The 25,538-nt window shown below is 69.9% G+C and carries 25 protein-coding genes; 18 read left to right on the top strand and 7 right to left on the bottom strand.

Going from position 1 to position 25,538, the window contains the following annotated elements:
- Positions 1–15: 15 nt before the first annotated feature.
- The 10 genes from ACLBXX_RS06270 to ACLBXX_RS06225 all read left to right on the top strand — a co-directional run bounded on the left by ACLBXX_RS06270 (position 16) and on the right by ACLBXX_RS06225 (position 9,484).
- On the top strand, positions 16–1,350 hold the full coding sequence (locus ACLBXX_RS06270; RefSeq protein ID WP_447657321.1) for a DUF222 domain-containing protein: 1,335 nt from the start codon (positions 16–18) through the stop codon (positions 1,348–1,350).
- Between the two features lie 216 nt (positions 1,351–1,566).
- Entirely contained in the window at positions 1,567–1,803 is a 237-nt protein-coding gene (gene rpmB, locus ACLBXX_RS06265) for a 50S ribosomal protein L28 (protein ID WP_013584774.1), read from the top strand.
- Positions 1,803–1,973, top strand: a complete 171-nt coding sequence (gene rpmG, locus ACLBXX_RS06260; protein ID WP_018173550.1) for a 50S ribosomal protein L33 — start codon at positions 1,803–1,805, stop codon at positions 1,971–1,973. The genes rpmB and rpmG overlap by 1 nt, the downstream gene beginning before the upstream one ends.
- 3 nt (positions 1,974–1,976) lie before the next feature.
- Positions 1,977–2,282: a 30S ribosomal protein S14 gene (rpsN, locus tag ACLBXX_RS06255; protein ID WP_018173549.1), complete on the top strand. Its 306-nt coding sequence runs from the start codon at positions 1,977–1,979 to the stop codon at positions 2,280–2,282.
- Positions 2,283–2,431: 149 nt separating this feature from the next.
- Positions 2,432–3,958 (top strand): alpha-N-arabinofuranosidase, encoded by a 1,527-nt coding sequence (locus tag ACLBXX_RS06250; RefSeq protein ID WP_447657320.1) that lies wholly within the window; start codon positions 2,432–2,434, stop codon positions 3,956–3,958.
- A 35-nt stretch (positions 3,959–3,993) separates the two neighbouring features.
- Positions 3,994–4,995 (top strand): LacI family DNA-binding transcriptional regulator, encoded by a 1,002-nt coding sequence (locus ACLBXX_RS06245; protein ID WP_447657319.1) that lies wholly within the window; start codon positions 3,994–3,996, stop codon positions 4,993–4,995.
- Positions 4,996–5,084: 89 nt separating this feature from the next.
- Positions 5,085–6,071 carry a carbohydrate ABC transporter permease gene (locus tag ACLBXX_RS06240; protein WP_447657318.1) on the top strand — a complete coding sequence of 329 codons (987 nt, stop codon included), beginning with the start codon at positions 5,085–5,087 and terminating at the stop codon, positions 6,069–6,071.
- Positions 6,068–6,949 carry a carbohydrate ABC transporter permease gene (locus ACLBXX_RS06235; RefSeq protein ID WP_447657317.1) on the top strand — a complete coding sequence of 294 codons (882 nt, stop codon included), beginning with the start codon at positions 6,068–6,070 and terminating at the stop codon, positions 6,947–6,949. Before ACLBXX_RS06240 ends, ACLBXX_RS06235 begins: the two co-directional genes overlap by 4 nt.
- Positions 6,950–7,024: 75 nt before the next feature.
- Positions 7,025–8,287 carry an ABC transporter substrate-binding protein gene (locus tag ACLBXX_RS06230; protein WP_447657316.1) on the top strand — a complete coding sequence of 421 codons (1,263 nt, stop codon included), beginning with the start codon at positions 7,025–7,027 and terminating at the stop codon, positions 8,285–8,287.
- A gap of 99 nt (positions 8,288–8,386) precedes the next feature.
- Positions 8,387–9,484, top strand: a complete 1,098-nt coding sequence (locus tag ACLBXX_RS06225) for an alpha/beta hydrolase (protein ID WP_447657315.1) — start codon at positions 8,387–8,389, stop codon at positions 9,482–9,484.
- Positions 9,485–9,636: 152 nt separating this feature from the next.
- On the opposite strand, the gene ACLBXX_RS06220 is transcribed toward ACLBXX_RS06225, so the two are convergent.
- Positions 9,637–10,491 carry an alpha/beta hydrolase gene (locus ACLBXX_RS06220; RefSeq protein ID WP_447657314.1) on the bottom strand — a complete coding sequence of 285 codons (855 nt, stop codon included), beginning with the start codon at positions 10,489–10,491 and terminating at the stop codon, positions 9,637–9,639.
- A gap of 226 nt (positions 10,492–10,717) precedes the next feature.
- Here ACLBXX_RS06220 and ACLBXX_RS06215 point away from each other — a divergent pair, with 226 nt between their 5' ends.
- The 3 genes from ACLBXX_RS06215 to ACLBXX_RS06205 all read left to right on the top strand — a co-directional run bounded on the left by ACLBXX_RS06215 (position 10,718) and on the right by ACLBXX_RS06205 (position 13,894).
- The gene (locus ACLBXX_RS06215; protein ID WP_447657313.1) at positions 10,718–11,311 is read left to right on the top strand and encodes a TetR/AcrR family transcriptional regulator; all 594 of its coding nucleotides are present in this window, start codon (positions 10,718–10,720) and stop codon (positions 11,309–11,311) included.
- Between the two features lie 211 nt (positions 11,312–11,522).
- Complete coding sequence (locus tag ACLBXX_RS06210) at positions 11,523–11,810, top strand: HU family DNA-binding protein (protein ID WP_045301792.1); 288 nt, start codon at positions 11,523–11,525, stop codon at positions 11,808–11,810.
- A 104-nt stretch (positions 11,811–11,914) separates the two neighbouring features.
- On the top strand, positions 11,915–13,894 hold the full coding sequence (locus tag ACLBXX_RS06205; RefSeq protein ID WP_447657312.1) for a cytochrome c oxidase assembly protein: 1,980 nt from the start codon (positions 11,915–11,917) through the stop codon (positions 13,892–13,894).
- A gap of 3 nt (positions 13,895–13,897) precedes the next feature.
- On the opposite strand, the gene ACLBXX_RS06200 is transcribed toward ACLBXX_RS06205, so the two are convergent.
- The 3 genes from ACLBXX_RS06200 to ACLBXX_RS06190 all read right to left on the bottom strand — a co-directional run bounded on the left by ACLBXX_RS06200 (position 13,898) and on the right by ACLBXX_RS06190 (position 17,819).
- The gene (locus ACLBXX_RS06200) at positions 13,898–15,676 is read right to left on the bottom strand and encodes a SulP family inorganic anion transporter (protein WP_447657311.1); all 1,779 of its coding nucleotides are present in this window, start codon (positions 15,674–15,676) and stop codon (positions 13,898–13,900) included.
- Positions 15,677–15,733: 57 nt separating this feature from the next.
- The gene (locus tag ACLBXX_RS06195) at positions 15,734–16,879 is read right to left on the bottom strand and encodes a hypothetical protein (RefSeq protein WP_447657387.1); all 1,146 of its coding nucleotides are present in this window, start codon (positions 16,877–16,879) and stop codon (positions 15,734–15,736) included.
- 106 nt (positions 16,880–16,985) lie between these two features.
- Positions 16,986–17,819, bottom strand: a complete 834-nt coding sequence (locus ACLBXX_RS06190) for an NAD(P)/FAD-dependent oxidoreductase (RefSeq protein ID WP_447657310.1) — start codon at positions 17,817–17,819, stop codon at positions 16,986–16,988.
- A gap of 53 nt (positions 17,820–17,872) precedes the next feature.
- Between ACLBXX_RS06190 and ACLBXX_RS06185 the strand changes: the two genes are divergently transcribed.
- Both ACLBXX_RS06185 and ACLBXX_RS06180 read left to right on the top strand, forming a co-directional pair.
- Positions 17,873–18,355, top strand: coding sequence for a MerR family transcriptional regulator (locus tag ACLBXX_RS06185; RefSeq protein WP_447657309.1), 483 nt, complete (start codon positions 17,873–17,875; stop codon positions 18,353–18,355).
- Between the two features lie 9 nt (positions 18,356–18,364).
- Positions 18,365–19,729: an ATP-dependent DNA helicase gene (locus tag ACLBXX_RS06180; protein ID WP_447657308.1), complete on the top strand. Its 1,365-nt coding sequence runs from the start codon at positions 18,365–18,367 to the stop codon at positions 19,727–19,729.
- Between the two features lie 6 nt (positions 19,730–19,735).
- Here the strand turns inward: ACLBXX_RS06180 and ACLBXX_RS06175 are convergent, their stop codons facing one another.
- Complete coding sequence (locus ACLBXX_RS06175) at positions 19,736–20,398, bottom strand: biliverdin-producing heme oxygenase (protein ID WP_447657307.1); 663 nt, start codon at positions 20,396–20,398, stop codon at positions 19,736–19,738.
- Between the two features lie 45 nt (positions 20,399–20,443).
- Entirely contained in the window at positions 20,444–20,770 is a 327-nt protein-coding gene (locus ACLBXX_RS06170; protein WP_387142191.1) for a DUF2470 domain-containing protein, read from the bottom strand.
- Between the two features lie 131 nt (positions 20,771–20,901).
- On the opposite strand from ACLBXX_RS06170, the gene ACLBXX_RS06165 reads away from it, so the two are divergent.
- The 3 genes from ACLBXX_RS06165 (at position 20,902) to ACLBXX_RS06155 (ending at position 24,056) form a co-directional block, all read left to right on the top strand.
- Positions 20,902–22,119 (top strand): serine hydrolase domain-containing protein, encoded by a 1,218-nt coding sequence (locus tag ACLBXX_RS06165; RefSeq protein ID WP_447657306.1) that lies wholly within the window; start codon positions 20,902–20,904, stop codon positions 22,117–22,119.
- Between the two features lie 68 nt (positions 22,120–22,187).
- A complete protein-coding gene (locus ACLBXX_RS06160) occupies positions 22,188–23,030 on the top strand; it encodes an EamA family transporter (protein WP_447657386.1) in 843 nt (280 codons plus the stop codon).
- A 39-nt stretch (positions 23,031–23,069) separates the two neighbouring features.
- Positions 23,070–24,056 (top strand): Gfo/Idh/MocA family protein, encoded by a 987-nt coding sequence (locus ACLBXX_RS06155; RefSeq protein ID WP_447657305.1) that lies wholly within the window; start codon positions 23,070–23,072, stop codon positions 24,054–24,056.
- Positions 24,057–24,071: 15 nt separating this feature from the next.
- On the opposite strand, the gene ACLBXX_RS06150 is transcribed toward ACLBXX_RS06155, so the two are convergent.
- Positions 24,072–25,535, bottom strand: a complete 1,464-nt coding sequence (locus ACLBXX_RS06150; RefSeq protein ID WP_447657304.1) for a glutamate--cysteine ligase — start codon at positions 25,533–25,535, stop codon at positions 24,072–24,074.
- Between the last annotated feature and the right edge of the window lie 3 nt (positions 25,536–25,538).

Genomic DNA, 25,538 nt, shown 5'->3' with positions numbered 1-25,538 from the left:
TTCTAATCTCGAGTTATGGAAGCAACCCCGCTCGACGGCATCGCAGAGGCGCTGCACGCGCTGGCGACCGCGGGCGGCGACCGTCCTGCCGGCGCGCTGACGCCGGCGGAGCTCGTGGCGGTGAATCAGGCGTTCGGTGCGCTGAAGCGTCATGTCGATGCCGCGTTCGCTCCCGTAGCGGCCGAGATCTCGCGGCAGTCGCGCCGAGAGCTCGGCAAGGATTCGCTCGCGAAGAAGCAGGGTTTCGCATCGGCGGCGGTGCTGATCTCGACCACCACCGGCACGAGTTTCGGTGAGGCGGTGCACATCGTGCAGGTCGGTGAGGCGACCGCGCCTCGGGTGTCGCTCACCGGTGAGGCGCTGCCAGCGAAGCACCCGCATGTCGCCGAGGCGGTGGCGGGCGGCGGGATCGGCATGACGGCGGCGGCGGCGATCATCAGCCTGCTCGACCGGCTGGCCGTGCGCGTCGATGCGGCCCGGCTCGACGAAGCGGAGCGGCAGCTCGTGGGGCTGGCTCCGGGGTTGCGCCCGGACGAACTCGGCAAGCTGCTGGCCCGCGCCGAGGCGCACCTCGATCCCGACGGCGTCGAGCCGCGACACGAGCAGCTTGTGTCCGAGCGGACGTTCCAGATGCACGAGCGCGACGGGATGCTGGTGATCTCGGCCAAGCTCGACCCTGAGACGGGAGCGCCTGTCAAGGCGGCGCTCGACGCGCTCGTCGGTGACGCGCTGCGCCGGAACGAACACGCCGACGAGGTCGACCGTGACCCGCGATCGGTTCGGCAGATTCAGGCGGATGCGCTGGCGGACCTCTGCCGCCACGCGATCGGGTGCGACCGGGTGCCCACTGGGGTGACCGCGACTGTCGTCGTGCGGATGGACCTCGCAGATCTCGAGGCCGGCACGGGCGCCGCGACGATCGATGGCATCGCCCAGTCGATCCCGCCGTCCGCGGTGCGCCGCCTGGCGGCAGATGCGCAGATCATCCCGTGCGTGCTCGGCGGTGACAGCGAGATCCTCGACTGGGGGCGCGCGAAGCGCCTCTTCACCCCAGCGCAGAAGCTCGCGCTCGGCGAACGCGACGGCGGATGCGCCGGCTGCGGAGCGCCACCGGCGTGGTGCCACGGGCACCACCTCGAGTGGTGGGATCGCGACGGCGGGCGCACGGACCTCGAGAACGGCGTCCTGCTGTGCACCGGGTGTCATCATCGGCTGCATGCCGACGGGTGGGGGATCCGCGTCGACGGTCCCGGCATCGATGCGAAGGTGTGGCTCATACCCCCGCCGTGGATCGACGCCCAGCGCACTCCACGCCTCGCCGGCAAGTCTCGCTACACGCTCACCGCCTGACCGCCTGACCGCCGGGATGCGGTGTCCGGCGCCTGTGGGAGTCGGCGGGGCTCGGGATCCGTCCGTGCTAGACTGACTCTTTGTCTGCGCGCCTCCAGCACGCAGTACGTATCCCACACCAGTTCGCGGGCCTTCACCGGCCGGATCCGGCGCGGGGTGCAGACAAGGGATCTTGGGTGAGGCCGTCCGGCCTCACGGTACTAAGGAGACATCACTATGGCAGCAGTGTGCCAGGTGACTGGAGCAGTTCCCGGCTTCGGTCACAACATCTCGCACTCGCACCGCCGGACGAAGCGCCGCTTCGACCCGAACGTGCAGAAGAAGACCTACTTCGTTCCGTCGCTGGGTCGCAACATCAAGCTGAACGTTTCGGCCAAGGGCATCAAGGTCATCGACGCTCGCGGCATCGAGGCGGTCGTGCGTGACCTCCAGGCGAAGGGTGTGAAGCTCTAATGGCCAAGAAGGCACAGGACGTCCGTCCGATCATCAAGCTGCGTTCGACCGCGGGCACGGGTTACACCTACGTCACGCGCAAGAACCGCCGCAACAACCCCGACCGCATCGTGCTCAAGAAGTACGACCCGGTCATCCGCAAGCACGTCGATTTCCGAGAGGAGCGTTGATCCATGGCTAAGAAGAGCAAGATCGCGCGCAACAAGCAGCGCCAGGAGGTCGTCGACCGCTACGCCGCCAAGCGCCTTGAGCTGAAGAAGGCGCTCGTTTCGCCGACGTCGACCGACGAGGAGCGCGAAGCCGCTCGCGTGGGCCTGCAGAAGCTGCCCCGCAACGCGTCGCCGGTCCGCCTGCGCTCGCGCGACGTCATCGACGGCCGCCCCCGCGGTGTCCTCACGAAGTTCGGCATCTCGCGTGTCCGCTTCCGTGACATGGCGCACCGGGGTGAGCTGCCCGGCGTGACCAAGTCGAGCTGGTAACACTTCGACAGGCTCAGTGACCGCTGAGCTCGTCCGGAAGGCCCGGAGTTCCTCGGAACTCCGGGCCTTCCGCATTTGTTCTCGACATCACCCATCGTGGTGTGTATCGTTACAAATCGCTTCACCCCGATGTTTCGAAGGAGAAACCCGTGCCCGACCTCCGCGCCCGCGCCGTCGTCGACCTGGACGTCCCCGGTCCGGTCATCAGCCGCCACCTCTACGGCCACTTCGCCGAGCACCTGGGGCGCTGCATCTACGGCGGCTTCTACGTCGGCGAGGACTCGCCGATCCCCCACGAGCGCGGCATCCGACTCGACGTCGTCGAGGCGCTGAAGGGCATCGGCATCCCGAACCTCCGCTGGCCGGGCGGCTGCTTCGCCGACGAGTACCACTGGCGCGACGGGATCGGCCCGAAGGAGTCGCGGCCGCGCATGGTCAATACCCACTGGGGCGACGTCGTCGAGAACAACCACTTCGGCACGCACGAGTTCATGGACCTGTGCGAGATGCTCGGCGCCGACGCGTACGTCAGCGGGAACGTCGGCAGCGGCAGCGTGCAGGAGATGAGCGACTGGGTCGAGTACCTCACGCGCGACGGCGACAGCCCGATGGCGAGCCTCCGCCGCGAGAACGGGCGCGACGAGCCGTGGAAGGTGCCGTTCTGGGGCATCGGCAACGAGGCCTGGGGCTGCGGCGGCAACTTCACCGCCCCGCAGTTCGCGGCCGAGGCGCGCCGCTACGCGACCTTCTGCCGCGACCACGGCGACAACAAGCTCTACCGCATCGCCGCCGGCGCGTCCGATGACGACGTGACCTGGACGACGGCGCTGATGGAGGCGCTCAACTGCCTCGGCTGCCAGCGCGACCCGAAGAACATCTTCCAGGCGATCTCGTTCCACTACTACACGCTCGCGGGCACGTGGGAGCACAAGGGCAGCGCCACGTCGTTCTCCACCGAGGACTACTACGCGACGATGTCGAAGGCGCAGGACATCGAGCGCGTCATCAGCGCGCACGCCCGGATCATGGACGCGTACGACCCGGGCCGCAAGGTCGGGCTCGTGCTCGACGAGTGGGGCACGTGGTGGGACGTCGAGGAGGGCACGAACCCCGGGTTCCTGTACCAGCAGAACACCGTGCGCGACGCCCTCGTGGCGGCCGTCCACTTCGACGCGTTCCACCGCAACGCCGACCGCCTCGTCATGGCCAACATCGCGCAGACGGTGAACGTCCTGCAGGCGATGCTGCTGACGGATGCTGAGACCGGAGCTCTCGTGCTCACGCCGACGTATCACGTGTTCGAGATGAACCGCGGCCACCACGACGCCACGTCGCTCGCCGTCCACGTCCTCGACGCCCCCGACGCCCGCGAGGCGGACGGCCGCTCGCTGCAGGTGGTGTCGGCGTCGGCCAGCACGACGGGCTCGACGGCGTTGCTCTCGCTGAGCAACCTCGACGCCGAGGCATCCCTCACCATCGAGGTCGACCTTCGCGGCCGCGCGGTGTCGTCCGCGACGGCCCGCGTGCTCACCGGAGACTCGGCCGCCGCGCACAACACGGCCGAGGCGCCCGAGGCCGTAGCGCCGGTCCCGCTCGACACCGAGCTCGAGGGTGGGACCCTGCGTGTCACGCTGCCGGCGCACTCGTTCGCGACGGTGTCGCTGGAGCTGGCCTGACGGCCGGGCCGACGGCCCACGGATAGAGTTCAGCAATGGCCACCCTGCACGACGTCGCCAAGGCCGCCGGCGTCTCGCCGATGACCGTGTCGAACGTGCTCAACAAGCACCCGCACGTGCGAGCCGAGACGCGTGAGCGGGTGCTCAAGGCGATCGACGACCTCGGTTATCGCGTCAACGTCGCGGCGCGCAACCTGCGCGCGGGGCGCACCAACACGATCGGGTTCGCCGTGCCGGAGGTCGACCGGCCGTACTTCGCCCAGCTCGCGGCGCGCGTCATCGCGAAGGCGCAGGACGCGGGATACCGCGTCGTGATCGAGCAGACCGGCGCCGACCGCGAGAACGAGCTGTCGGCCATCGTTTCATCACGCACCCGCATGTACGACGGGCTCATCCTGTCGGCCGTCGGCCTCGGCACCGCCGACCGCGACCTGCTCACGACGGACGTGCCGATGGTGATCCTGGGCGAGAGCGTCTTCGACTCGCCGGTGGACCACATCGCCCTGCCCAACGAGGACGGCACGTACGCCGCGACGATGCACGTGATCGACCGGGGGTGCCGGCGCATCGCGATGGTCGAGGGCGACGATGTGAGCCGCCTCAGCGTCACCTCGCTGCGACACGCGGGATACCGTCGGGCACTCGAGGAGCGGGGCATCGAGCCGGACCCTGCGCTGGTCGTCGAGCTGCGCGAGCTGTCGTCCGAGTCCGGACGCCTCGCGGCGCACGGACTGGTCGACGGCGGCGGTGGCATCGACGGTGTGGTGTGCATCACCGACACCGTCGCGCTGGGCGTCATCCGCGGGCTCGCCGATCGCGGCGTCTCGGTCCCCGGCGACGTGAAGGTGGTCGGCTTCGACGACATCCTCGAGGCCCGGTACAGCGTGCCGAGCCTCACCACCATCGACCCCGATCACGACGAGGTCGCCCGGCTCGCGGTCGACCTCCTGCTCGCCCGTCTGGCGGACGCGCCGGACTGGCAGCCCAAGGAGCACGTGACCGGGTTCCGCGTCGTCGCGCGCGAGTCGACCGGATGAGCCCGTCATGAGGGTTCGGTACCGGCTCTAAACCGGTTGTAACGATACAGGTAGCATTCAGTCCACTTCCGCTGGTCGAAGGAGATCACGTGACACTCATCGAAGAGAGGCCGGAGGCCGACACGCGGGTCCTCGTGACGGCGGGAAGGCGCATGTCGCGATGGCTGCGCCAGCCGGTCGGCAGCCACGGCCCCGTCTACCGCGCCGATCGGGTGCGGATCGGCCTGTTCCTCGTGCCGATGATCATCGTGTTCATCGTGCTGTTCGCGATCCCGCTGGCGCAGTCGCTGTGGTGGAGCTTCACGGACTTCAACGGGTACTCGTCGGACGCGCAGTTCGTCGGGTTCCGCAACTACGCGAACGTCTTCACCGACCCCTCGATGCTGGCGGGCCTGAGCTTCACGATCCTGTTCACGCTCGCCACGACGATCATCATCACGGCGCTCGCCATCCCGCTCGCCGTCGTCCTCGATCGGGCGTTCTTCGGCCGCAACGCGGTGCGCGCCATCTTCTTCTTCCCCGCCATCCCGTCGGTGGCGATCCTCGGGCTGGTGTGGGGCTTCATCCTCAACCCGCTGGGATCGGGAGCGCTCAACTCGCTGCTCATGTCGATCGCCGGCATCGGGCCGATCCCGTGGCTGTCGAACAGCACGCTGGCGCAGATCAGCGTGATCGCCGTCGCGGTGTGGACCTCGACCGGCTGGCACGCCATCCTCTACCTCGCCTACCTGCAGTCGATCCCCGGCGACTACTACGAGGTCGCCCGCATCGACGGCGCGTCGGGACTCCAGCGCTTCTTCTACATCACTCTTCCGCTCCTGCTCCCGGCGATGACGGTGAGCTGGCTGCTGCTGATGACGGGCGGGCTCAAGGTCTACGACCTGCCGATCACGCTGACCAAGGGCGGCCCCGGCTTCTCGACCTTCACGATCACCCAGACGATCATCCAGAACGGCGTCTCGCAGGCGAAGTACGGTCAGGCGTCCGCGCTCGCGGTGATCTTCATGATCGCGGTGGGAGCGATCGTCGCCCTGCAGCTCTTCCTCTCCCGCCGCCTCGAGGGGAGGTTCTCATGAGCGTCCGCGAAGCCGCCGTGCCCGCAGCATCCGTCCCCGCCCTCACGGTGCGCCGTCGTGAACGCGTGCTGTCGCGCCCGAGCGCGATCGTCACGAGCCTCGTCATGATCCCGCTCGCCGTGCTGGTGGGGCTGCCGTTCTACTACCTGGTCATCAACACGCTCAAGACGCAGGCCGAGACCACGGCCTCTCCGCTGGCCCTGCCGGCCACGTTCAACCTCGACAACTACATCCGCGTGTTCACCGAGATCCCCGTCGCGCAGGCGTTCCTCAACACGCTGTACGTGACGGTCGCCTCGATCCTGCTCATGCTGCTGATCGGGTCCATGGCCGCGTTCTCGGTCATCATGCGGACGTCGCGGCTGATGGTCGTGCTGCTGGTGATCGCGTTCCTCGTGCCCGGCCAGGTGACCCTGATCCCGCTGTACCGGCTGCTGAGCGACGCGCGGCTCGTCGACACCCTCGAGGGGCTCATCATCCTCTACTCCGCGGGGGCGGTGTTCTGCTACTTCCTCATCGTCGGCTACATGCGGACTCTCCCCGGCGAAGTGATCGAGGCCGCGCGCATCGACGGCGCCGGGCCGTGGCAGATCTACTGGCGGATCGCCCTCCCGCTCATCCGGCCGATCCTGGTGACGGTCGGCGTCTTCCAGACGATGTGGGTCTGGAACGACTTCCTGCTGCCGGTCGTCTTCATCAGCTCGACCGAGAAGCAGACCCTCGTCCTGCAGACGTACAAGGCCGTCGGCGAGTTCACGACCGACTGGCCGATGTTCCTGACGCTCAGCGTGATCGTCCTGATCCCGATGGTGATCTTCTTCATCGCGATGCAGCGCCACATCGTGCGCGGCCTCATCGCGGGAAGCGTCAAGGGCTGAGATGCACCGCTCGCACGGCGGTACGCGCGGATGCTTCCGCAACCTGTAACGATCCAACAACCGAAAGGCACAGCAATGACGCACACCTTGCCCTCCGCCCGCACGTCGATCCGGCTCGCCGCCGGTGCCGCCGCCCTCGCCACGGCCGTGGCGCTGGCGGGCTGCTCAGGTGCACCGGCCGACGACCGGACGACCCTCACGTTCTTCTCGTGGTCGAACGAGGAGACCATGACGCCCGTGATCGAAGCCTTCGAGGAGGAGAACCCCGACATCCGCATCGAGTTCTCCTCGGCGCCGCCGGTCGCGGAGTACATCTCCACCCTGCAGAACCGCCTCGGCTCCAACACCGCCGCCGACGTGTTCCTCATCGCCGCTGAGAACAAGACGAACCTCATCGAGGGCGGATTCGTCGAGGACCTCAGCGACGAGCCGTTCATGGACGTGGCGTCCGAGTTCAACACCGCCACCTACGCCGGGCCCGGCGGCGAGGCGTACGGCCTCTCACTGTCTTCGTGGGCCTCCGGCATCATGTACAACGAGGACATCCTCGCCGAGCACGGCTACGACGAGTTCCCGACCGACTGGGACGGCTTCGTCGAGATGCTGACGACCCTCAAGAGCGCAGGGGTGGTGCCGTTCCTCGAGTCCTGGCAGGGCTTCCCGACCTCGCTGGGCTCGGGCGTGGGCCTGGCGAACTACGAGCAGGGCGGTGACGTCGACGCGCAGATCTTCGCGGGCGAGTCCACCTTCGAGGACCTCTGGACCGACCCGCTCACCCCGTGGGACGAGCTCATCTCGGAAGGCGTGCTCAGCCCCGACATGGTCGGCCTGACGGGTGACCAGGTGCGCGACGAGTTCGTCGGCGGGCGCGTCGCGATGATCACGACGGGTCCGTGGGACGTGGGCACGGTCCGCGAGGCCAACCCCGACCTGAAGTTCACGTTCGCGGGTGTGCCGCAGGAGGGCGGCGAGCCGTTCTTCACCGGCGCCGCGTCGCCCGGCTACGCCATCAACACCGCCGCCAAGGAGCCGGAGGCCGCGAAGAAGTTCCTGGAGTTCCTGGCCAGCGAGGACGGCGTGCGCATCTTCCAGGAGCAGACGAACGACATGACGACCACGTCGAACTACACCCCGACGATCGACGAGTCGCTCGAGGTGCCGTTCCAGGCCCTGCTCGACGGCAAGTTCTACCTGCCGATGATCTCGTGGCCCAAGTACCAGGACGCGCTGTACACCGAGCTGGTCGCGCAGATCCAGCTCATGGCGCAGGGTCAGGCCACTCCGGCCGACGTCGGGGCGGCCCTCGACGCCAAGCTCGCGCAGGAGTCCGGCGAGTAGGCGCAGCCGGCGCGAAGGCCCGGGGTTCTTCCGAACTCCGGGCCTTCCGCATTGTCAAGGACCGTGCCTGTCGCCGCCGCGGGGCGGGAGGATGGATCCATGCCGCTGGACCCGTTCTTCGAAGAGCGCCTGCGAGTGCACCGCCGGTACATGTTCGATCAGGCGATGAGCACCGTGAGGACCCGCCTCACCGCGCTCTGGCCGTTCAGTCGCGTGCCGGTCGTCCCCGCCGCGGCGTCCGTCGACGCGAACGCGAAGCCGGCGAAGAAGGCCAGATCCGGTCAGGACGTCGGCCCGCACGCCCGTGCCCGCGCCCGGCACCGTCGCGCGGCGCTCGCGTGGGACCGCACCGAGCTGAGCACCGTTGGCACACCCGGCCCGGAAGTCCGTATCACCGAGCACCACGTCCCGGTACCGGGGCATCCCGCCGTGCGCGTGCGGATCTACCACCCGTCGGTCGTTGGCGACGCGCCGGTGCCCGCCGTGCTGGCGTTCTTCGGCGGGGCCTTCCGCATCGGGGGCATCGACTATCCGACGACGGATGCCGCGTACCGCCGTCGCTGCGTCGACGCCCACGTCGCGATCGCCGCCGTCGACTACGCCCTCGCGCCCGAGCACCGCTACCCGGCGCAGGTCGAGCAGGGGTACGCGGCGCTGGAGTGGCTCTTCGCGTCCGCCGGCGAGGTCGGTGTGGACCCGAGCCGCATCGGGGTGCTGGGCATCTCGGCGGGCGGATGCCTCGCCGCCGCGGTGACCCTGCTCAACCGAGACCGTTCGCGGCATCAGCTCGGCGTGCAGGTGCTCGAGGTGCCCGTCGTCGACCTCACCGGCTCGCACATGGACCTCGGCGCCATGCGCGCCCTGCATATCCCGCGCTTCCTGACGGTGCGGGAGCTGCGGTCGGTCGCGCGGACCTATCTCGCCCGCACGGCCGACGCCCGTCAGCCGTATGCCTCGCCACTGCTCGCGGCCTCGCACGAAGGACTGCCGCCCGCCGTCATCCTCACCGCCGAGTACGACCCGCTGCGCGGCGACGGCGACGCGTACGGCGCGGCGCTGCGCCGAGCCGGCGTCGACGCGAGCGTCGTGCGGTACCAGGGCGTGACCCACGACACCGCGATCTTCACGGGTGCACTGCCGGCGGCTCGTCGCTGGCATGACGACGTCGTGGCCGCGCTGCGGCGGCTGCACGCCTGAGGCACGGGAAAGGCCCGGGGCTCTTGCGAACCCCGGGCCTCTGCGTCCCACCGCGGACACCGGCCGGGACACCACCCGACCACCGAACCACCAGACGGGCTGGGAGCTCGACGGCCGGGTGCTGTCCCGCGGCGCGGGGGCGCAGCATCCGTCTACTGTGCCGCCTCCGCTTCAGGAGCCGCGGCCGTCTCGCGCACCTGGTGCGTGGTCGCCCACTGGAGGGCGTAGTCGGCGATCTCCTCCCAGCCGTCCTGGCTGACCAGGCGGTGGGTGCGGCCCTCGTACTCCTTGTACTCGACGATCGCGGGGCTGCCGGACTTCTGGTACTTCTTCACGACCGCCTTGCCGATCGCCGGCGGCACGACGTGGTCGATCTCGCCGGTGATGATGAGCAGCGGCGCGCGGTCGGTGCGGCCGTAGTCGACGCGGGTGACGCCGCCCTTCTCGTTGAGCACCGACGCCACGCCCTCGAAGAAGACCCGGTTGTACGAGTTGACGGCGTACTCCTCCCAGAGCTTGTCGGACTCCTCCCGCGGGAGATCGTTCCCGAACGTGAAGTGGAAGTGGCGCTTCGAGAGCGGCTTGGCGCCGTTCCGGCCGAACGGGTTCGACAGGATCGGCGTGCCGGTCCACAGAGTCGACAGCGGCAGCGTGGTGACGCCGGCGGTCTGTCCGGGGGCGACGCCCACGTACGCGACGCCGAGGCCGCGGTCGGCGAGCATCTGGGTCAGGACTCCCCCGAAGGAGTGGCCGATGATGATCGGCTTCTCGGGGAGCTCGCGGATGATGCGCTCGTAGTTGTCGGCGATCTGCTTCAGGCCGATGCCCTTGAGCGCCTCGGGGTTGTTGCGGATGTCTTCGACCGTGCGGTCGTCGATACCGGGCCAGCCCGGCACGATGACCTGGTGGCCGGCGGCGCGGAAGCGCTCGGCCCAGGTGTCCCAGCTCTTGGGGGTCATCCAGAGGCCGTGGATGAGGACGATGGGGGTCTTGGTCGTGGTGTTCATTTCCTGCTCCTCAGGGGTGTCGTGCGGTGGTTTCGGTTGTGGTCTCAGGTTCCGGATCCTGGTGTGTCTCCGGCTGATGAATCCGATGGTAGACCGAACGTTCTATCTATGCAAGACTATTCCCAGAAATTCTTGAAATGATTCCGGATGCCTCGTCCCCACCCCGATTCCGCGCCCGGTCAGCGCGCAGAAACGGTGGCACGATGGAAGGAATGGAGGGGGATCCATGAGCTCCACAACCGCCGCGCCCGCCGCGGTATCCCGACCGTCGTCAGCCCGTCAGCGTCTGCTGGACGCCGCCACCGACCTCTTCTACAACGAGGGCATCCACTCGGTGGGGGTCGATCGCATCATCGAGGAGGCCGGCGTCACGCGGGCCACGATGTACAAGCAGTTCGCGGGCAAGGAAGGTCTCGTGCTCGCCTACCTCGAGGGGGAGGACCAGGGCCTGCGGGCGCTGTTCGCGCAGGCGGCGCAGGCGTCGGATGACCCCGACGTGCTCCTCGATCTCGTGGTCGCGGGCATCGAGCAGGACATCCGCGACCGGCACACGCGAGGCTGCCCCTTCATCAACGCCGCGGCCGAGTACCCCGACCAGGGGCCGGTGCGCGATCTCATCGCAGACCATCGCGAGTGGTTCCGCGGAACCCTCCGGCAACTGGCCGAGGGAGCGGGGCTGCGGGATCCCGAGGGGGTCGCCGCATCCCTCGTCCTGCTGCGCGATGCGGCGCTCGTGGGCGGCTATCTCGACGGTCAGGACCGGGTCGGCCCGGCGTTCGCCCGCACAGCCCGCGAACTGATCGCCGCGCACAAGGGCTGAACGCTGTCGGCGTAATCGAGGCTCACGAGCCACATTTGTCACTCTTTTCACACGACACGCGGTCCTAATCGGCAGAAATCCGCAGAAATACGCGGTTCTGTCGGCCAGGTCGGGTACATTCGGGACCGGTCGATAGGACCAGCCGGGGGGCGAAGCCGTCCGGTCCGAGCAATGACAAGACGGCACTCGTCGTCTTTGGAGGACATACCAAATGGCCGACAAGACCATCACCAAGACCGAGCTCGTCGCGAGCATCGCGAGCGCGACCGGCCAGAGCCAGTCCGCCGTCTCTGGCGTGCTCGACTCCCTCTTCTCCACCGTCTCCGACGCGGTCGCCGCCGGCAGCAAGGTCTCGATCCCGGGCTGGATCGCGTTCGAGCAGGTCGCCACCTCGGCTCGCACGGGCCGCAACCCGCAGACCGGCGAGGAGATCAAGATCCCCGCGGGCAAGCGCGTCAAGGTCACCGCGGGCTCGAAGCTGAAGGCCGCCGTCAAGTAATTCCGACGCAGACCTCTGGAGAGGGGATGCCGCGACCCGCGGCATCCCCTCTTCTGCGTCTCTGGGCGGGAAACCGCACAGGCACCGCGACGTAGGCTGGAAGCGTGAACCCCCGCGCCCTGCGGGCCGTCGGGCCCGCCATCCTCGTCGTGGCCGCACTCGCAGTCATGGTGTGGGCACTGGCGTTCGGCGGAGGCACCGCGCCGCTCGCGATCGCCGACCCCGGGCCGTTCGTGCGCTGGGGGCTTCCGACCGCGAAGCTCTTCGTCAACCTCTCGGCCGCCGGCATGGTCGGCGTGCTCGTGACGGCGCTGTTCACGCTGCGAGCGGGGGATCGCGAGTTCGACGTCGCACTCGACACCGCGTCGATCTCGGCCGCCGTGTTCACGATGGCCGCGGCCGCCACCGGGTTCCTCACGTTCGTCGACGCGTTCAATCCGGTCCTCAGCATCGGTCCGGAGTTCGGGGCGCAGCTCGGCCGCTTCATCGTCGAGACCGAGGTCGGCCGCACGTGGCTCATCACCACGATCGCGGGTGCCGCCCTCACGGTGCTGACCTTCGCCGTGCGCTCGTGGACGGCGACCTTCTTCGTGGCACTGCTGGCCACGGCATCCCTCGTCCCGATGGGCACTCAGGGCCACTCCGGCGAGGAGGCGTTCCACCACGAGGCGATGACCGCGCTGATCCTGCACATCATCGCCGCGGCGGTGTGGCTGGGCGGCCTGCTCCTCATCGTGATCGTGCGGCCGCTGCAGTCCCAGGGCGACAGCGTCGCGACCGTTGCCCGCTACTCGAGCATCGCGCTCGCCGCGTTCGTCGTGGTGGCCGTGTCGGGCACGGTGCGGGCCGCGATCGGCCTGCGCGACTGGTCCGCGCTCATCTCGCCGTACGGCCTGATCCTCGGCGTGAAGGTGCTGGCGCTCATCGCGCTCGGCCTCTTCGGCGCCTGGTACCGCACCCGCCTCATCGGGAAGATGCGGACCCAGGATGCCGCCACCCGATCGTTCTGGACCCTCATCGCCTTCGAGCTCGTGCTGATGGGCGTCGCGAGCGGCGCGGCGGCGGCCCTCGCGCGCACGCCCCCGCCGGTCGCTCCGCTGATCCCGAAGACGCCCACGCCCGCGGAGCGCCTCACCGGCGCCCCGCTCCCGCCCGAGCTGACGCTCGACCGTTGGATCACGGCGTGGAACGTCGACCTCCTGTGGGCGGTCATCGCCGGGTTCGCGATCTTCTTCTACCTCGTGGGCGTGTGGCGTCTGCGCCGCCGCGGCGACGCGTGGCCGGTGTACCGCACGATCATGTGGGTCGTCGGCTGGCTGCTGCTGGTGTGGGTCACCGGGGGCGTCATCAACGTCTACCAGGACTACCTGTTCAGCATGCACATGGTCGGGCACATGCTCCTGACCATGGCGATCCCCCTGCTGCTCGTGCCGGGCGCTCCCATCACGCTCGCCGCGCGCGCGATCCACAAGCGCGACGACGGCACCCGCGGCGGCCGCGAGTGGCTGCTCTGGGTCGTGCACTCGCCGGTGGCGCGCATCCTCACGAACCCGTTCGTCGCCGCAGGTCTCTTCATCGGCTCGCTCTGGGTCTTCTACTACACCGATCTGTTCCGCTGGTCGCTGTACGACCACCTCGGCCACGAGTGGATGATCGCGCACTTCCTCATCACGGGGTACCTGTTCGTGATGAGCCTCATCGGCATCGATCCGGTGCCTTACCGCCTGCCGTATCCGGGGCGCCTGCTCCTGCTCATCGGCGTGATGGCGATGCACGCCTTCTTCGGCATCGCGATCATGATGCAGGAGGGCCTCATGATCGCCGAGTGGTTCGGCTCGATGGGCCGCACGTGGGGTGCGACGCCTCTCGAGGACCAGTACACCGGCGGCGGCATCGCCTGGTCGATCGGCGAGATCCCCACGCTCATCCTCGCGATCACGGTGGCGATCCAGTGGAGCCGCAGCGACGACCGCGAGACCAAGCGACGCGACCGCCACGCCGACCGCACCGGCGACGCGGAGCTCGAGGAGTACAACGCGCGGCTCGCGGCGCTCGCCGAGCGCGACGCGCGCACCGGCGGCTGAGAACTACGCTTCCGGGTCGCCCAGGGTGTCGTCGCCCGTGGCGCGGCGTGGAGCCGGGGGCTCAGCATCCCATTTCGTCCCGCCGATGTCGCCCCGCAGCGTGCCCGTGACCTCGTCGACCGCGGCGCCGACGGTCGGGGCGAAGCGGTCGGGAGCGAAGCGGTCCGTCAGGCCGTAGCGGGCGAGCGTGTCGACGACCGGCGACTTCATCTCGGCGATGATGAGACGGATGCCACGTGCCTGAAGATACTCGTCGAGCTCGACGAGCTCGTCGGCCGCGGTGGTGTCGATGTCGGTGATGGGCTCGGCGGCGAGGATCACGGTGCGGACGTCCGGTCCCGCGGACCGCACACGGGAACGCACCCAGTCGTCGAAGATGGCGCCGTTCGCGAAGAACAGCGGGGCGTCGAATCGCACGATCACGACGCCCGGAACACGGGCGCCCTCGGGATTGCGCGAGAGGTCGTGGTAGCCGCGGAGGCCAGCGACGCGGCCGAGCTCTGCCTTGTACGGGCGCCACGAGCGGTTGACGAAGGCGATGAACGACAGGCCGATCGTGATGACGATGCCTTCGAGCACGCCGAAGACGAGCACTCCGAGGAACGCGGCCGCCGAGAGCACGGCGTCGACGATGTTGATGCGCACGAGCCGCACGACTCCGCGCGCGTCGATGAGGCCGATGGCGGCGCTCATGACGACGGCGGCGAGCGTCGCTGACGGGAGGAGCTCGGTGAGTCCCGGCAGGGCGAGGATGAACACGCTGAGCAGCACGGCGCCGACCACGCCGGTGAGCTGGGTGCGCGCCCCCGCCTGCTCGGCCACCGGGGTGCGCGACGACGATCCCGAGACCGGGAACCCGCCGAGCGCTCCGCCCGCGACGTTCGCGATGCCCAGCCCGGCCATCTCCTGGCTGCCGTCGACGCTGTCGCCCCGGCGGGCGGCGAACGTGCGCGAGAGCACGGCGGTGTCGGTGAACGCGATGAGCGCGATGCCGGCGGCGGGGAGCGCCAGGGATGCGACATCCGTCCACTCCAGCCCGCCGAGGGCGGGCGCGGGGAGGCCCTGCGGCAGTGCGCCGACCACGCTCAGCCGGTCCGAGAGGCCGAGGACCCCGGTGAGCACCATCGACACCACCACGACGACGAGGACGCCCGGCACGCGGAACCGCACGGCCTTGAGCACGAAGATCACGACGAGGGAGCCGACGCCGAACGCGGCCGCGAGCAGGTCGATGCGTCCGTCGAGGATGCCTTCGACGATCGCGACCGCGCCCTGCCACAGCGACGGCGCGTCGACCGAGAACCCCAGCAGCTTGGGCAGCTGCGACACGATGACGATGACCGCGATCGCGTTCAGATAGCCGACGCGGATGGGCTTGGACAGCAGGTCGGTCACGAATCCGAGGCGCACGAGACCGCCGATGACGAGCAGCGCGCCGACCATGATCGCCAGCAGCCCCGCGAGCGCGACGGCGCGCGACTGGTCGCCGAGCGCGAGCGGGAGGATCGCGGCGGCGATGATCGGGGCGAGCGACGAGTCCGGGCCGAGCACGAGCACCCGCGAGGGACCGAACACCGCATACGCCAGCAGCGGCACGATCGTCGCGTACAGGCCGGTCACGGGAGGAAGCCCCGCGACCTCGGCGTACCCCATGCCCGCGGGGATCAGCAGTGCGGTCACGACGATGCCCGCCCGCACGTCGGGCCACAGCCATGCGCGCTGGTAGCCGCGCACGGTCGCGACGGCGGGAATCCACCGTGCGATGCCTTCCTGCGACCTCATCATCGACCCCGGCACCCATCATGGCGGAAAGGCGGGGCGGCCTGTGCGCCGGCGGCGCTAGGTCGTGTCGGGGCCGGTCACGACGATCGTCGCGGTGCCGTCGGGGCGGACCGTGATCGTGCCCTTGACGATGAAGGGGACGTCCTCGCTGACGGCGCGCACGCGGCCGTCGAAGAGCGAGCGGATGTCGACATCGATGTGCGCGACGGCTTCTGCCGCGAGGATCGACCAGCCGGCGCCGTCCGGCTCGACGGCGACGGTCGGCTGCGACACGATCGACCACTTCGGGGCCGACGTGATGCGGTCCTCCACGAAGTAGCCGAACGGGCAGGCGGTGGGCTGCAGCACCTCCTGCGTCGCGCAGGAGGTGAGGAACTCCTCGACCTTCTCCTGCACGACGCTGAGGAACTTCTCGGTCGGCTGGGCGACCACGTTGACGGGGATCGCACGGAACGGGCTGTCGGAGAGCACCGCCACGCCGGGGGTGCTCGAGATCGCGGTGTCGACCGACACCGAGTACAGCCCGGGTGAGAAGACGAGGAGCGAGACAGGTGCGGCGGGGTCGGCGTCCGCGCCGTCGGGTGAGACCTGGCGCTTGTCGAGCTCGAAGCCGTTGACATCGAAGATCATCGAGCCCGTGACACCGAGGTTCATCACTGCGAGCGGGCTCTTCGCGAACCGCCACGTCGGCGCGAGGCCGATGGAGCCGTCACGCTCGACCGAGAACGTCGTGCGACCGTCGTGCCCGCGCGCCGTGTAGTCGATGGTGACGTGGGTGATGTCGCCGTCGTGCTCCTCGGACACGACGTGCGCATCGCGGATCGGGGCGAGCGCGGAGCTGCGCAGCAGCGCCTCGGACGCCGTGGGCGGCAGGCCGGCCTCTTCGAGCTCGGCAGAGCTCACCGCGACGCCGGGCACCGCGAGCGCATCGGCCGCACGCCCCTCGGCGAGCAGCTGGACGTAGCGCTCGACGAACGCCTTCGGGCTGTAGAACTCGCGCTGCATCACTCCCCACGCCGCGAACACGGCGCCGGCGAGAACCACGCCGACGATGCCGAGCAGCGTCAGATCGAGCGCGAGGCGGCGGCGGGTCCGCCGTTTGGCGGGAGGCTGGATGACCGGCGAATCGGGCGTCACGCGCGCCGTGTCAGGGGTCGCCGGACCGGCCGGAGGCGCACCCGCGCGACCGGACGACGTGTCCATCACCCCCTGGTCCACGGGCCCAGTCTAGGAAATCGTGGCCGGGAGGCCCCTGTGGAACGCAAAGTTGGGACTCGAAGTCCACTCGCCGTTCACGCGCCCCCGTGAGTCAGGGCATGATCGCGTCGCGGACGGCGCTGGCGCCGGCGAGCTGGCCGGAGGCGATCGCGGCGGCCAACGACACCATCGGACCGGGAACAGCCGCCAGGTGCGCCATGTCGCCGCCCGCGTACACGCCGGGCACCGTGGTGCGCCCCATCGCATCGATCTCCACACCGCCGCTCGGGAGGCTGCCGCAGCCGAGCTGGGCAGCGAACGGGGCGCGCTGCGTCGCGGTGGCGGCAGTGAAGACCCCGGCGACGTGCTCGACCGAACGGTCGGCGAGCGAGAGCTCGAGCCCGCCGTCGACCTCGGTCACGAGGGCGACGTCGTCGGGGCGGGCGATGAAGACGGAGGCGACGACGGGACGCAGCATCCGTTCGATCATCCCGGCGTGCTCGCCGTCGATGAGGATGCCGACGCGCCGGCCGGCGAACTCGTGGCCGTGGCAGAACGGGCACTGTGCGACGAGGCGGCCCCACTGCTCGCCGAGGCCGGCAACCGACGGCAGCTCGTCGCGCATGCCCGTCGCCAGCACGAGGCGCGCGGCGCGCTCGGTGCCGTCGGCGGTGGTCACCTCGAAGTCGCCGAGGGATCCCGACACGGCGGTGACCGCTGTCGTGCGCACCTCGACGGTGTCGTAGGCGGCGAGTTCCTCGCGCGCGATGCGGCGCAGCTCGGCCGGGCTGCGGCCGTCGTTGGTGAGGAAGTTGTGGGCGTGCTCGACCGTCGCGTTGCGGTACTCGCCGGAGTCGAGCAGGAGCACGGCGCGGTGCATGCGGCCGATGGTGAGCGCGGCCTGGAGGCCGGCCGGGCCGCCGCCGATCACGATGACGTCGTACATGGGGATCCTCTCGTCGGGTTGCGTCTGCCTCGATCCTGTGACTTCATGTCGACATGAAGTCAAGTCTGCCGATCGGAGACGCCGCCGCCAGGTTCTCGCTGCCCACGAACGTGCTGCGGCATTGGGAGGACGTCGGGCTGCTCCGGCCCGGACGCGACGCCGGCGGGCGCCGCCGCTACGGCGATGACGACCTGGTGCGCATCGGCGTGATCGTGCGCAGCAAGAACGCCGGCATGAGCCTCGAGCAGATCGGCGTGCTGCTGGACGAGCAGGCGCCCGAGCGGCATCGCGTGCTCGAGGAGCACCTCGCCGACCTCGAGCGCCGCACGGCCGACATGGAGCGCTCGCGGCGCATGACGGAGCACGCGCTGCGCTGCCGATCCCACGACATCACGACGTGCCCGCGGTTCCGGGCGATCATGGACGAGGTCGTCGCGGGCACCGGGCGCTGGAGGGAGGCCGAGGAGCCTGTGGAGAGCGGGCGGGTGTCCACGGCTCGCGGCGTGCAGGGCCGCCAGGCGGCATCCGCTCGTTAACATGAGTCGGTGAACACTCCGCCTCTGTCTGCCGAGCAGGAGGCGCTGTTCCGGCTCATCGAAGACACCCGCGAGCACGTGTTCGTGACCGGGCGCGCGGGCACCGGCAAGTCGACGCTGCTGCAGCACCTCGCGTGGAACACGAACAAGCAGATCGCGGTGTGCGCCCCGACGGGCGTCGCGGCGCTCAACGTCGAGGGCCAGACGATCCACTCGCTCTTCAAGCTGCCGCTGGGCATCATCGGCTCGCACGACGAGGACCAGTCCGACGCGACCCGCAAGCTGCTGAACGCGATCGACACCCTCGTCATCGACGAGATCTCGATGGTCAACGCCGACCTCATGGACGCGATCGACCGTTCGCTGCGCAAGGCGCGGGGGCGGCGCGGCGAGCCCTTCGGCGGCACGCAGATCGTCATGTTCGGCGACCCGTACCAGCTCGCACCGGTCCCGCCCCGTGGCGACGAGCTCCGGTACGTGCAGGACCACTACCGGTCGTTCTGGTTCTTCGACGCCAAGGTGTGGGTGGGCGAGGCCGCGACCGACGGCATCCTCGATGTGGGCTCGTACGGCGCCGACCTCAACATCCGTGAGCTCGTCGACATCCACCGGCAGTCCGACCCGGCGTTCAAGGCGATGCTCAACGCCGTGCGCTACGGCCGGGTGACGGCCGACATCGCCGAAGTGCTCAACGCCACCGGGGCGCGCACTCCCCCGGACCCGCTCGACGGTGAGCACCCGATCATCACGCTCGCGACACGCAACGACATCGTCAACAACATCAACCGCCGCCACCTCACCGAGCTCGTGGGCCGGGAGCAGACGGCGATGGCGGAGGTCAACGGCGACTTCGGGCGAGGGGATGCCGCGTACCCGGCCGATCTCGAGCTCAAGCTGAAGGTCGGCGCCCAGGTGATGTTCCTGCGCAACGACACCGCCGCCTTCGGCGAGCCGCCGCGGTGGGTGAACGGCACGATCGGGACGGTCACCCGCATCGCGGGCGAGACCGTGCGGGTCGACGTCGAGGGCGAGGAGTTCGACGTCGAGCCGTCGGTGTGGGAGAAGTACCGCTACTCGTACAACCCGGGGTCCAAGACCCTCACGCGCGACATCGTGGCCGAGTTCACCCAGTTCCCGCTGCGGCTGGCGTGGGCGGTCACGATCCACAAGTCGCAGGGCAAGACCTACGACCGCGCGATCATCGACCTCGGCTCGGGTGCCTTCGCGCCCGGGCAGACGTACGTCGCGCTGTCGCGACTGACCTCGCTGGAAGGTCTGTACCTCTCGCGCCCGCTGCGCCCCCGCGACATCCAGGTCGACCCCGACGTGCGGCGGTTCATGGCCTCCGCCGTGCGCGGCACTCCCGTGGCCTGACGCGCGTCAGGCCACGTGGGCGGCCTCGGCGGCCTTGGCGGCGGCGAGGTCCTCGAAGAGCTCGGTGTTGAAGCGGTAGGCGAGCAGCACCTCGTCGATGACGCGCTCCTGCTCCGCGGCATCCCACGGGGCGGCGTCGAGCTGCTCGCGGTAGACGTCCTTGAAGGCCTTCGGGTCGGCGATGTCGTCGAACAGGTAGAAGCCGATGCCGTTCGTCTCGAACCCGAAGCGGCGCGCCATCAGGCGCCCGATGAACTGGCCGCCCGAGAGGTCGCCGAGGTAGCGCGTGTAGTGGTGGGCGACGAAGCCGCCCGCCCACGTCGCGCCGACCTCGTTGATGCGGTCGACGTAGCGGCGCGTCGTCGGCAGCGGCACGATCTGCTCGCGCCAGTCGGGGCCGACCAGGAACTCGAGGTCGGCCTCCAGCGCGGGAAGCCGCGTGAGCTTATCGGAGATGAAGACGGCCGCGACCGGGTCGTTGCGCATCTGGCCGGCGGTGCGCTCGAGCGCCTCGTAGATGAACCAGTGCTGCACGACGAGGGCGACGTAGTCCTCGCGCGTGCCCTCCCCCCTCATGAGGTCGGCCATGAAGCCGGAGTGCTCGCTCGACGAGTGCGAGCTGCTGGAGCGCTCGCGCAGGGCGGTGGAGAACGGGATCGGGTCGCTCATACCTTCATGCTAACTGAAGATAAGGCGAACCTAACCACCAATTTCCTATGCGTGCGGGCGGGGCTCGATTCCGAGGCGGCGGCACGCCTCGTCATAGAGAGCGACGATCTCCCGGCGCACCTCGCGGCGCTCCGTGATCGGGCCGCCCGGCCATGCCACGGCGATCTCGGCCGTCGACCCGTCGGCGAGCGTGGCCTCCCAGACGCCCCGATCCCCGTCGAACCCCGTCATCGTCGCGGCGCTGATCTCGGCGTCCGCGGCTCCCGCGTCCGCGGCGAACGCCCGCGAGATCAGGAGGTTGTCGTCGCCGTGATCGCCGTTCATGTGGCCGAGCACGCCGGTGAGGGCGGCGTCGTCGAAGTGATGGGTCATGCCATCACCCTACGGATCGCCGTTCAACGCAAGCGACTCTGGTGTGTTTGAATTCATTGCACGATCATCGGGGGGTGAGAATGCGGACCCGCTCCACACATCGACGCGCCATCGCGGTCGTCGCAGGTGCCGTGACATCCGCTCTGCTCCTCGCCGGGTGCTCCTTCGGCGGCGACATCCAGCCCGACGTCCCCCCTCAGACGACCGCGGCCTTCGCCGACGAGACCGTGCAGCAGCTGACGGATGCCGTCACCCACGCGATGGGCGTCACCGGGTCGTCCGGCGCGATCGTGGGCGTGTGGGCGCCGTGGAGTGGGAGCTGGGTCGCCGGCCTCGGCACGCAGCGTCCGGACGGCGGGGGCGAGGTCACCGACGATCTGGTGTTCCGTGCGGGCAAGGTCACGCGCGCCATGACGTGCGACGTGCTGTTCGAGGCCGCCGCCGCGGGCAAGGTGAAGCTCGACGACAGCATCACCGAGTACGTCTCGGGCGTGCCGGACCTCAAGGACGTGACGCTCATCGAGCTCTGCGACGGGACGTCCGGCATCGGCTCGTATGCCGGCCAGCTGTACTCGTCGTGGCTCTCGAATCCCGACCGGAACTGGGATCCGCGGTATCTCGCGAGCTTCGGCCTCGGCCAGCCGCGCACGTCCGATCCGGGCACGGCCTACCGCGACTCGGACGCCGGGTACGTGCTGCTCGGCCTCGCGCTGGAGCGCGCGACCGAGTCGACGGCCGCCGCCCTCATCCACGACTACGTCGCCGATCCGCTCGGGCTCGACGCCACCGCACTCGGCGAGCTCCCCGCCTCGGGCGCGCTCAAGGGCGGGCAGTCGGTCAACAACGCCGAGGGAGCGCTCGACTGCGCACAGCCCATCGATCTGACCGCCGCCTCGTCGAGCAGCGGCTTCACGGACGCCGGCGTGATCACCGACATCCATGACCTCGGCCGCTATGTGCAGTCGCTGGCGTCCGGTTCGCTCGTCGAGGACGACGACCGCTTCAACTCACCGGTGGCCGTCGCCGCCGATGCACCGTCGTGGTACACGGCAGACGGCGGTGCGCTGATCGCCGGCTCGCTCATCGGACAGTACGGCAAGGTGCCCGGGTACATCACCGCGGCATTCGCCGACCCGACGACCGGGTTGACGGTCGCCGTCGTCCTCAACAACTCCGCCGCCGACGCCGCGGTCGGCGTGTACCTCGCGTGGGAGCTCGCGGCGATCGCGTCGAAGACGCCCGCCACGGCAGGCGAGACGGCGCCGGAGGCCGGCCTTCCCTGGACTGCCGAGCAGTACCACGCCGCGATCGACACACTCGCGGTCTGCACTCCTCCGGCAGCGGAGTGAACGCCGGAGCAGGCTCCGGAGGCGCGACGATCGCGGGCGGTGGCCGCTCGGGCACCTCGCCCGCGATCCTGCTGGTCATCGCCGGCCTCGCCTGCCAAGAGGTCGGCGCGTCGATCGCGGTCCTGCTGTTCCCGCAGGTCGGGCCGCTCGGCATGGTCATGCTGCGTCTGGTGTTCTCGGCCGTCGTGCTGCTGCTGATCGCGCGACCTCGCGTGCGCGGTTACTCGCGCGCCGACTGGACCGCGGTGGCGCTGTTCGGCCTGGTGCTCGCGCTGATGAACGGCCTGTTCTACCTCGCCCTCGAGCGCCTTCCGCTCGGGGTCACCGTGACCATCGAGGTGCTGGGCCCCCTCGTGCTGTCGATCGTCGCGGCCCGCCGCGCGTCGGCGTGGCTCTGGGCGCTGCTGGCGCTCGCCGGAGTCGTGGCTCTGGGCGGCGGCGGATGGGACCGACTCGACCCGCTCGGCGTGCTGTTCGCGCTCGGCGCCGCCGGCAGCTGGGCGTTCTACATCCTCTCCTCGGCGCGCGTCGGGCGTGCGTTCCCCAAGCTCGACGGGCTCGCGCTCGCGATGACGATCGGTGCCGTCATCGCCCTGCCGTTCGGGATCGCGGATGCCGGGGCCGCCCTCCTGCGGATCGAGATCGTCGCGCTGGGCGCGGCCGTGGCGGTGCTGTCGTCGACGATCCCGTACGCCTTCGAGCTCATCGCGCTCCGGCGCCTCCCGGCCGCCGTCTTCGCGATCCTGATGAGCCTGGCGCCGGCCACCGCGGCGCTCGCGGGTTTCATATTCCTCGGACAACATATGACGTTGCTCGAGATCCTCGGCATCGCGCTGGTCATCGCCGCGAGCATCGGTGCGATCCGGTCCTCCGCCCGCGCGGCGCGCGAGGCGGCGGAGCCGATCGCCTGACCGGAGCGTGACGAGCCCACGGCTCGGTAGCATCGGGGCGTGGCGCAGGCGCAGACGAGATGGGCGGTCCTCGGGCCGGGGTGGATCAGCCGCGACTTCGTGGTCGGGCTTCGGGCTTCGGAACACGGGATGCTGCATGCCGTGGGCAGCTCGTCGGCCGAGCGCGCGGCGGCGTTCGCGGCGGAGCACGGGGCCGAGGCATCCGGAACCTACGACGAGATCCTGGCGCGCGACGACGTCGACGCGGTGTACGTCGGGACGGTCCACACGGCCCACGCCGACCTCGCGATCCGGGCACTCGAAGCGGGCAAGGCCGTGCTGTGCGAGAAGCCCGCGAGCCCGACGCTCGCAGAGGTCGAGCGGATCCTGGAGACCGCCGAGCGCACGCAGCGGCCCTTCCTCGAGGCGTTCAAGACGCGTTTCGGCCCGTTTGCCGAGGCGCTGCGCGAGCTCGGTGCCGGCGCGGAGCTCGGAGCACCGCAGCGATTCGAGGGCGCCTTCGGCTTCGACGCGGGTACGCGCGAGGGTCGTCTGTTCGACCCGGCGGTCGCGGGCGGCGCGATCCTCGACGTGGGGTGCTACCCGCTGGCGCTCGCGATCGACCTCGCGGCCGCGGCGGGGCAGCCGATCGCACCGGAGTACCGGGCATTCGAGGCCGAGCTGGTGGGTGGCGTCGACGGCACGGCGTCCGCCGAGCTCGCGTTCGGCGACCTGACGGCCGGCATCGCGACGTCGGTGATCGAGAACCTGTCCGACACCGGCGTGCTGCGCTTCGCCGACGCCGAGGTCGTGCTGCCGAACGTCTGGGGCAGCCGCACCGAGAGCCCGTCGACGCTGATCGTGCGCCGCGGGACCGACGAGCGCGTCGTCGAGCTGCCGGTCGTGCAGCCGATGGCCGCCGAGGCCGACGCGCTGTCGCTGGCGCTCGCAGAGGGGCGGCTCGAGGTGCCCGAGATGCCCTGGGCCCACACACGCGCTGCGGCTCGCGTGCTCACCGACTGGCGCGCGGCCGCCCTCGCCGGCTGACTGCTCCGGGAGGGTTCACTCCCAGGTGTGCACGGGCTCGTTCGTGTGCATCGCCTCGCGGTACTCGAGCAGCGTGGCGCGCAGCGCATCGTAGCGGTCCATGTCGGCCCGGCGGTGCATGCGGTCCGTGAACCATCCGGCGCCCGTGACGCCGGTGAGGCACCGGCCCTCGATGATGCCGAGCAGGCGATCTCGGACGGACGTCTCGACCCCCCACGCCTCGAGACCACGGTGCGCGAGCGGCAGCAGGCGACGCAGCACGAGCTCCGTCGCGGGCACCTGGCCGACGCCGGGCCAGTACTGCTGGGCGTCGATGCCGTCGCGGGCCGCGCTGTGGAAGTTCTCCTCGGCGGCGGTGAACGACAGCTGGGACCACAGCGGCCGGTCGTTCTCGGCGATCGCGCGCACGAGTCCGAAGTAGAACGCGGCGTTGGCCATGATGTCGGCGACGGTGGGCCCGGCGGCGAGCAGGCGGTTCTCGACGCGCAGGTGCGGCACGCCGTCCGCGACGTCGTAGATCGGGCGGTTCCACCGGTAGACCGTGCCGTTGTGCAGGCGCAGCTCGGCGAGCGCCGGGATGCCGCCGTCGTCGAGCACGGCCATCGGGTCGTCGTCGTGGACGATCGGCAGGAGCGCCGGGAAGTACCGGACGTTCTCCTCGAAGAGGTCGAAGACGGAGGTGATCCAGCGTTCGCCGAACCAGACCCGCGGCCGCACGCCCTGCACCTTCAGCTCCTCGCTGCGGGTGTCGGTGGCCTGCTCGAACAGCGGGATCCGCGTCTCGCGCCACAGCTCCGTGCCCAGCAGATACGGCGAGTTCGCCGACATCGCGAGCTGCACGCCCGCGATCGCCTGCGAGGCGTTCCAGTACGCCGCGAACGAGTCGGGTGAGGTCTGGACGTGCAGCTGCGTGCTGGTGCAGGCCGCCTCGGGAAGGATCGAATCCGCCGTCGTGAGGAGCCGCTCCGGCCCGTCGATCTTGATCAGGATGTCCTCGCCGCGCGCGTCGAGGATCTGCTCGCTGAGCAGCCGGTACCGCGGATTCGCGCTGATGCTGTCGGGCCGCAGGTGTCCCTCCGCGAGCGTCGGAAGGATGCCGATCATCACGAGGTGAGCGCCGACCGTCGCGGACCGCTCCTCGGCATGGTTGAGACTGCGCCGCAGCCCCTCCTCGAAGGTCGTCAGGCCGCCTTCGCGCAGGCGCGCCGGCGGCACGTTGATCTCGATGTTGAACTGTCCGAGCTCGGTCTGGAACGCAGCATCCGCTATCGCTTCCAGCGCCTCGGCGTTGCGCAGCGCCGGGTCTCCCGCGTCGTCGACGAGGTTCAACTCGACTTCCAGGCCGGTCAGCGGGTCGTCGGTGTCGAAGTGCGCTTCGCGCAGCATGCGCGCGAACACGTCGAGGTTGCGCCGGACCTTCTCGCGATGGCGTGTGCGGTCGGCGCGGGTGAACTCCTGTGCCGGGACGTCCTCCCCCATGGC

It is taken from the genome of Microbacterium sp. C23T (genome assembly GCF_053345975.1).
The sequence above is the reverse complement of the archived record's forward strand: the minus strand, read 5'-3'. Positions and strand labels throughout refer to the sequence as shown.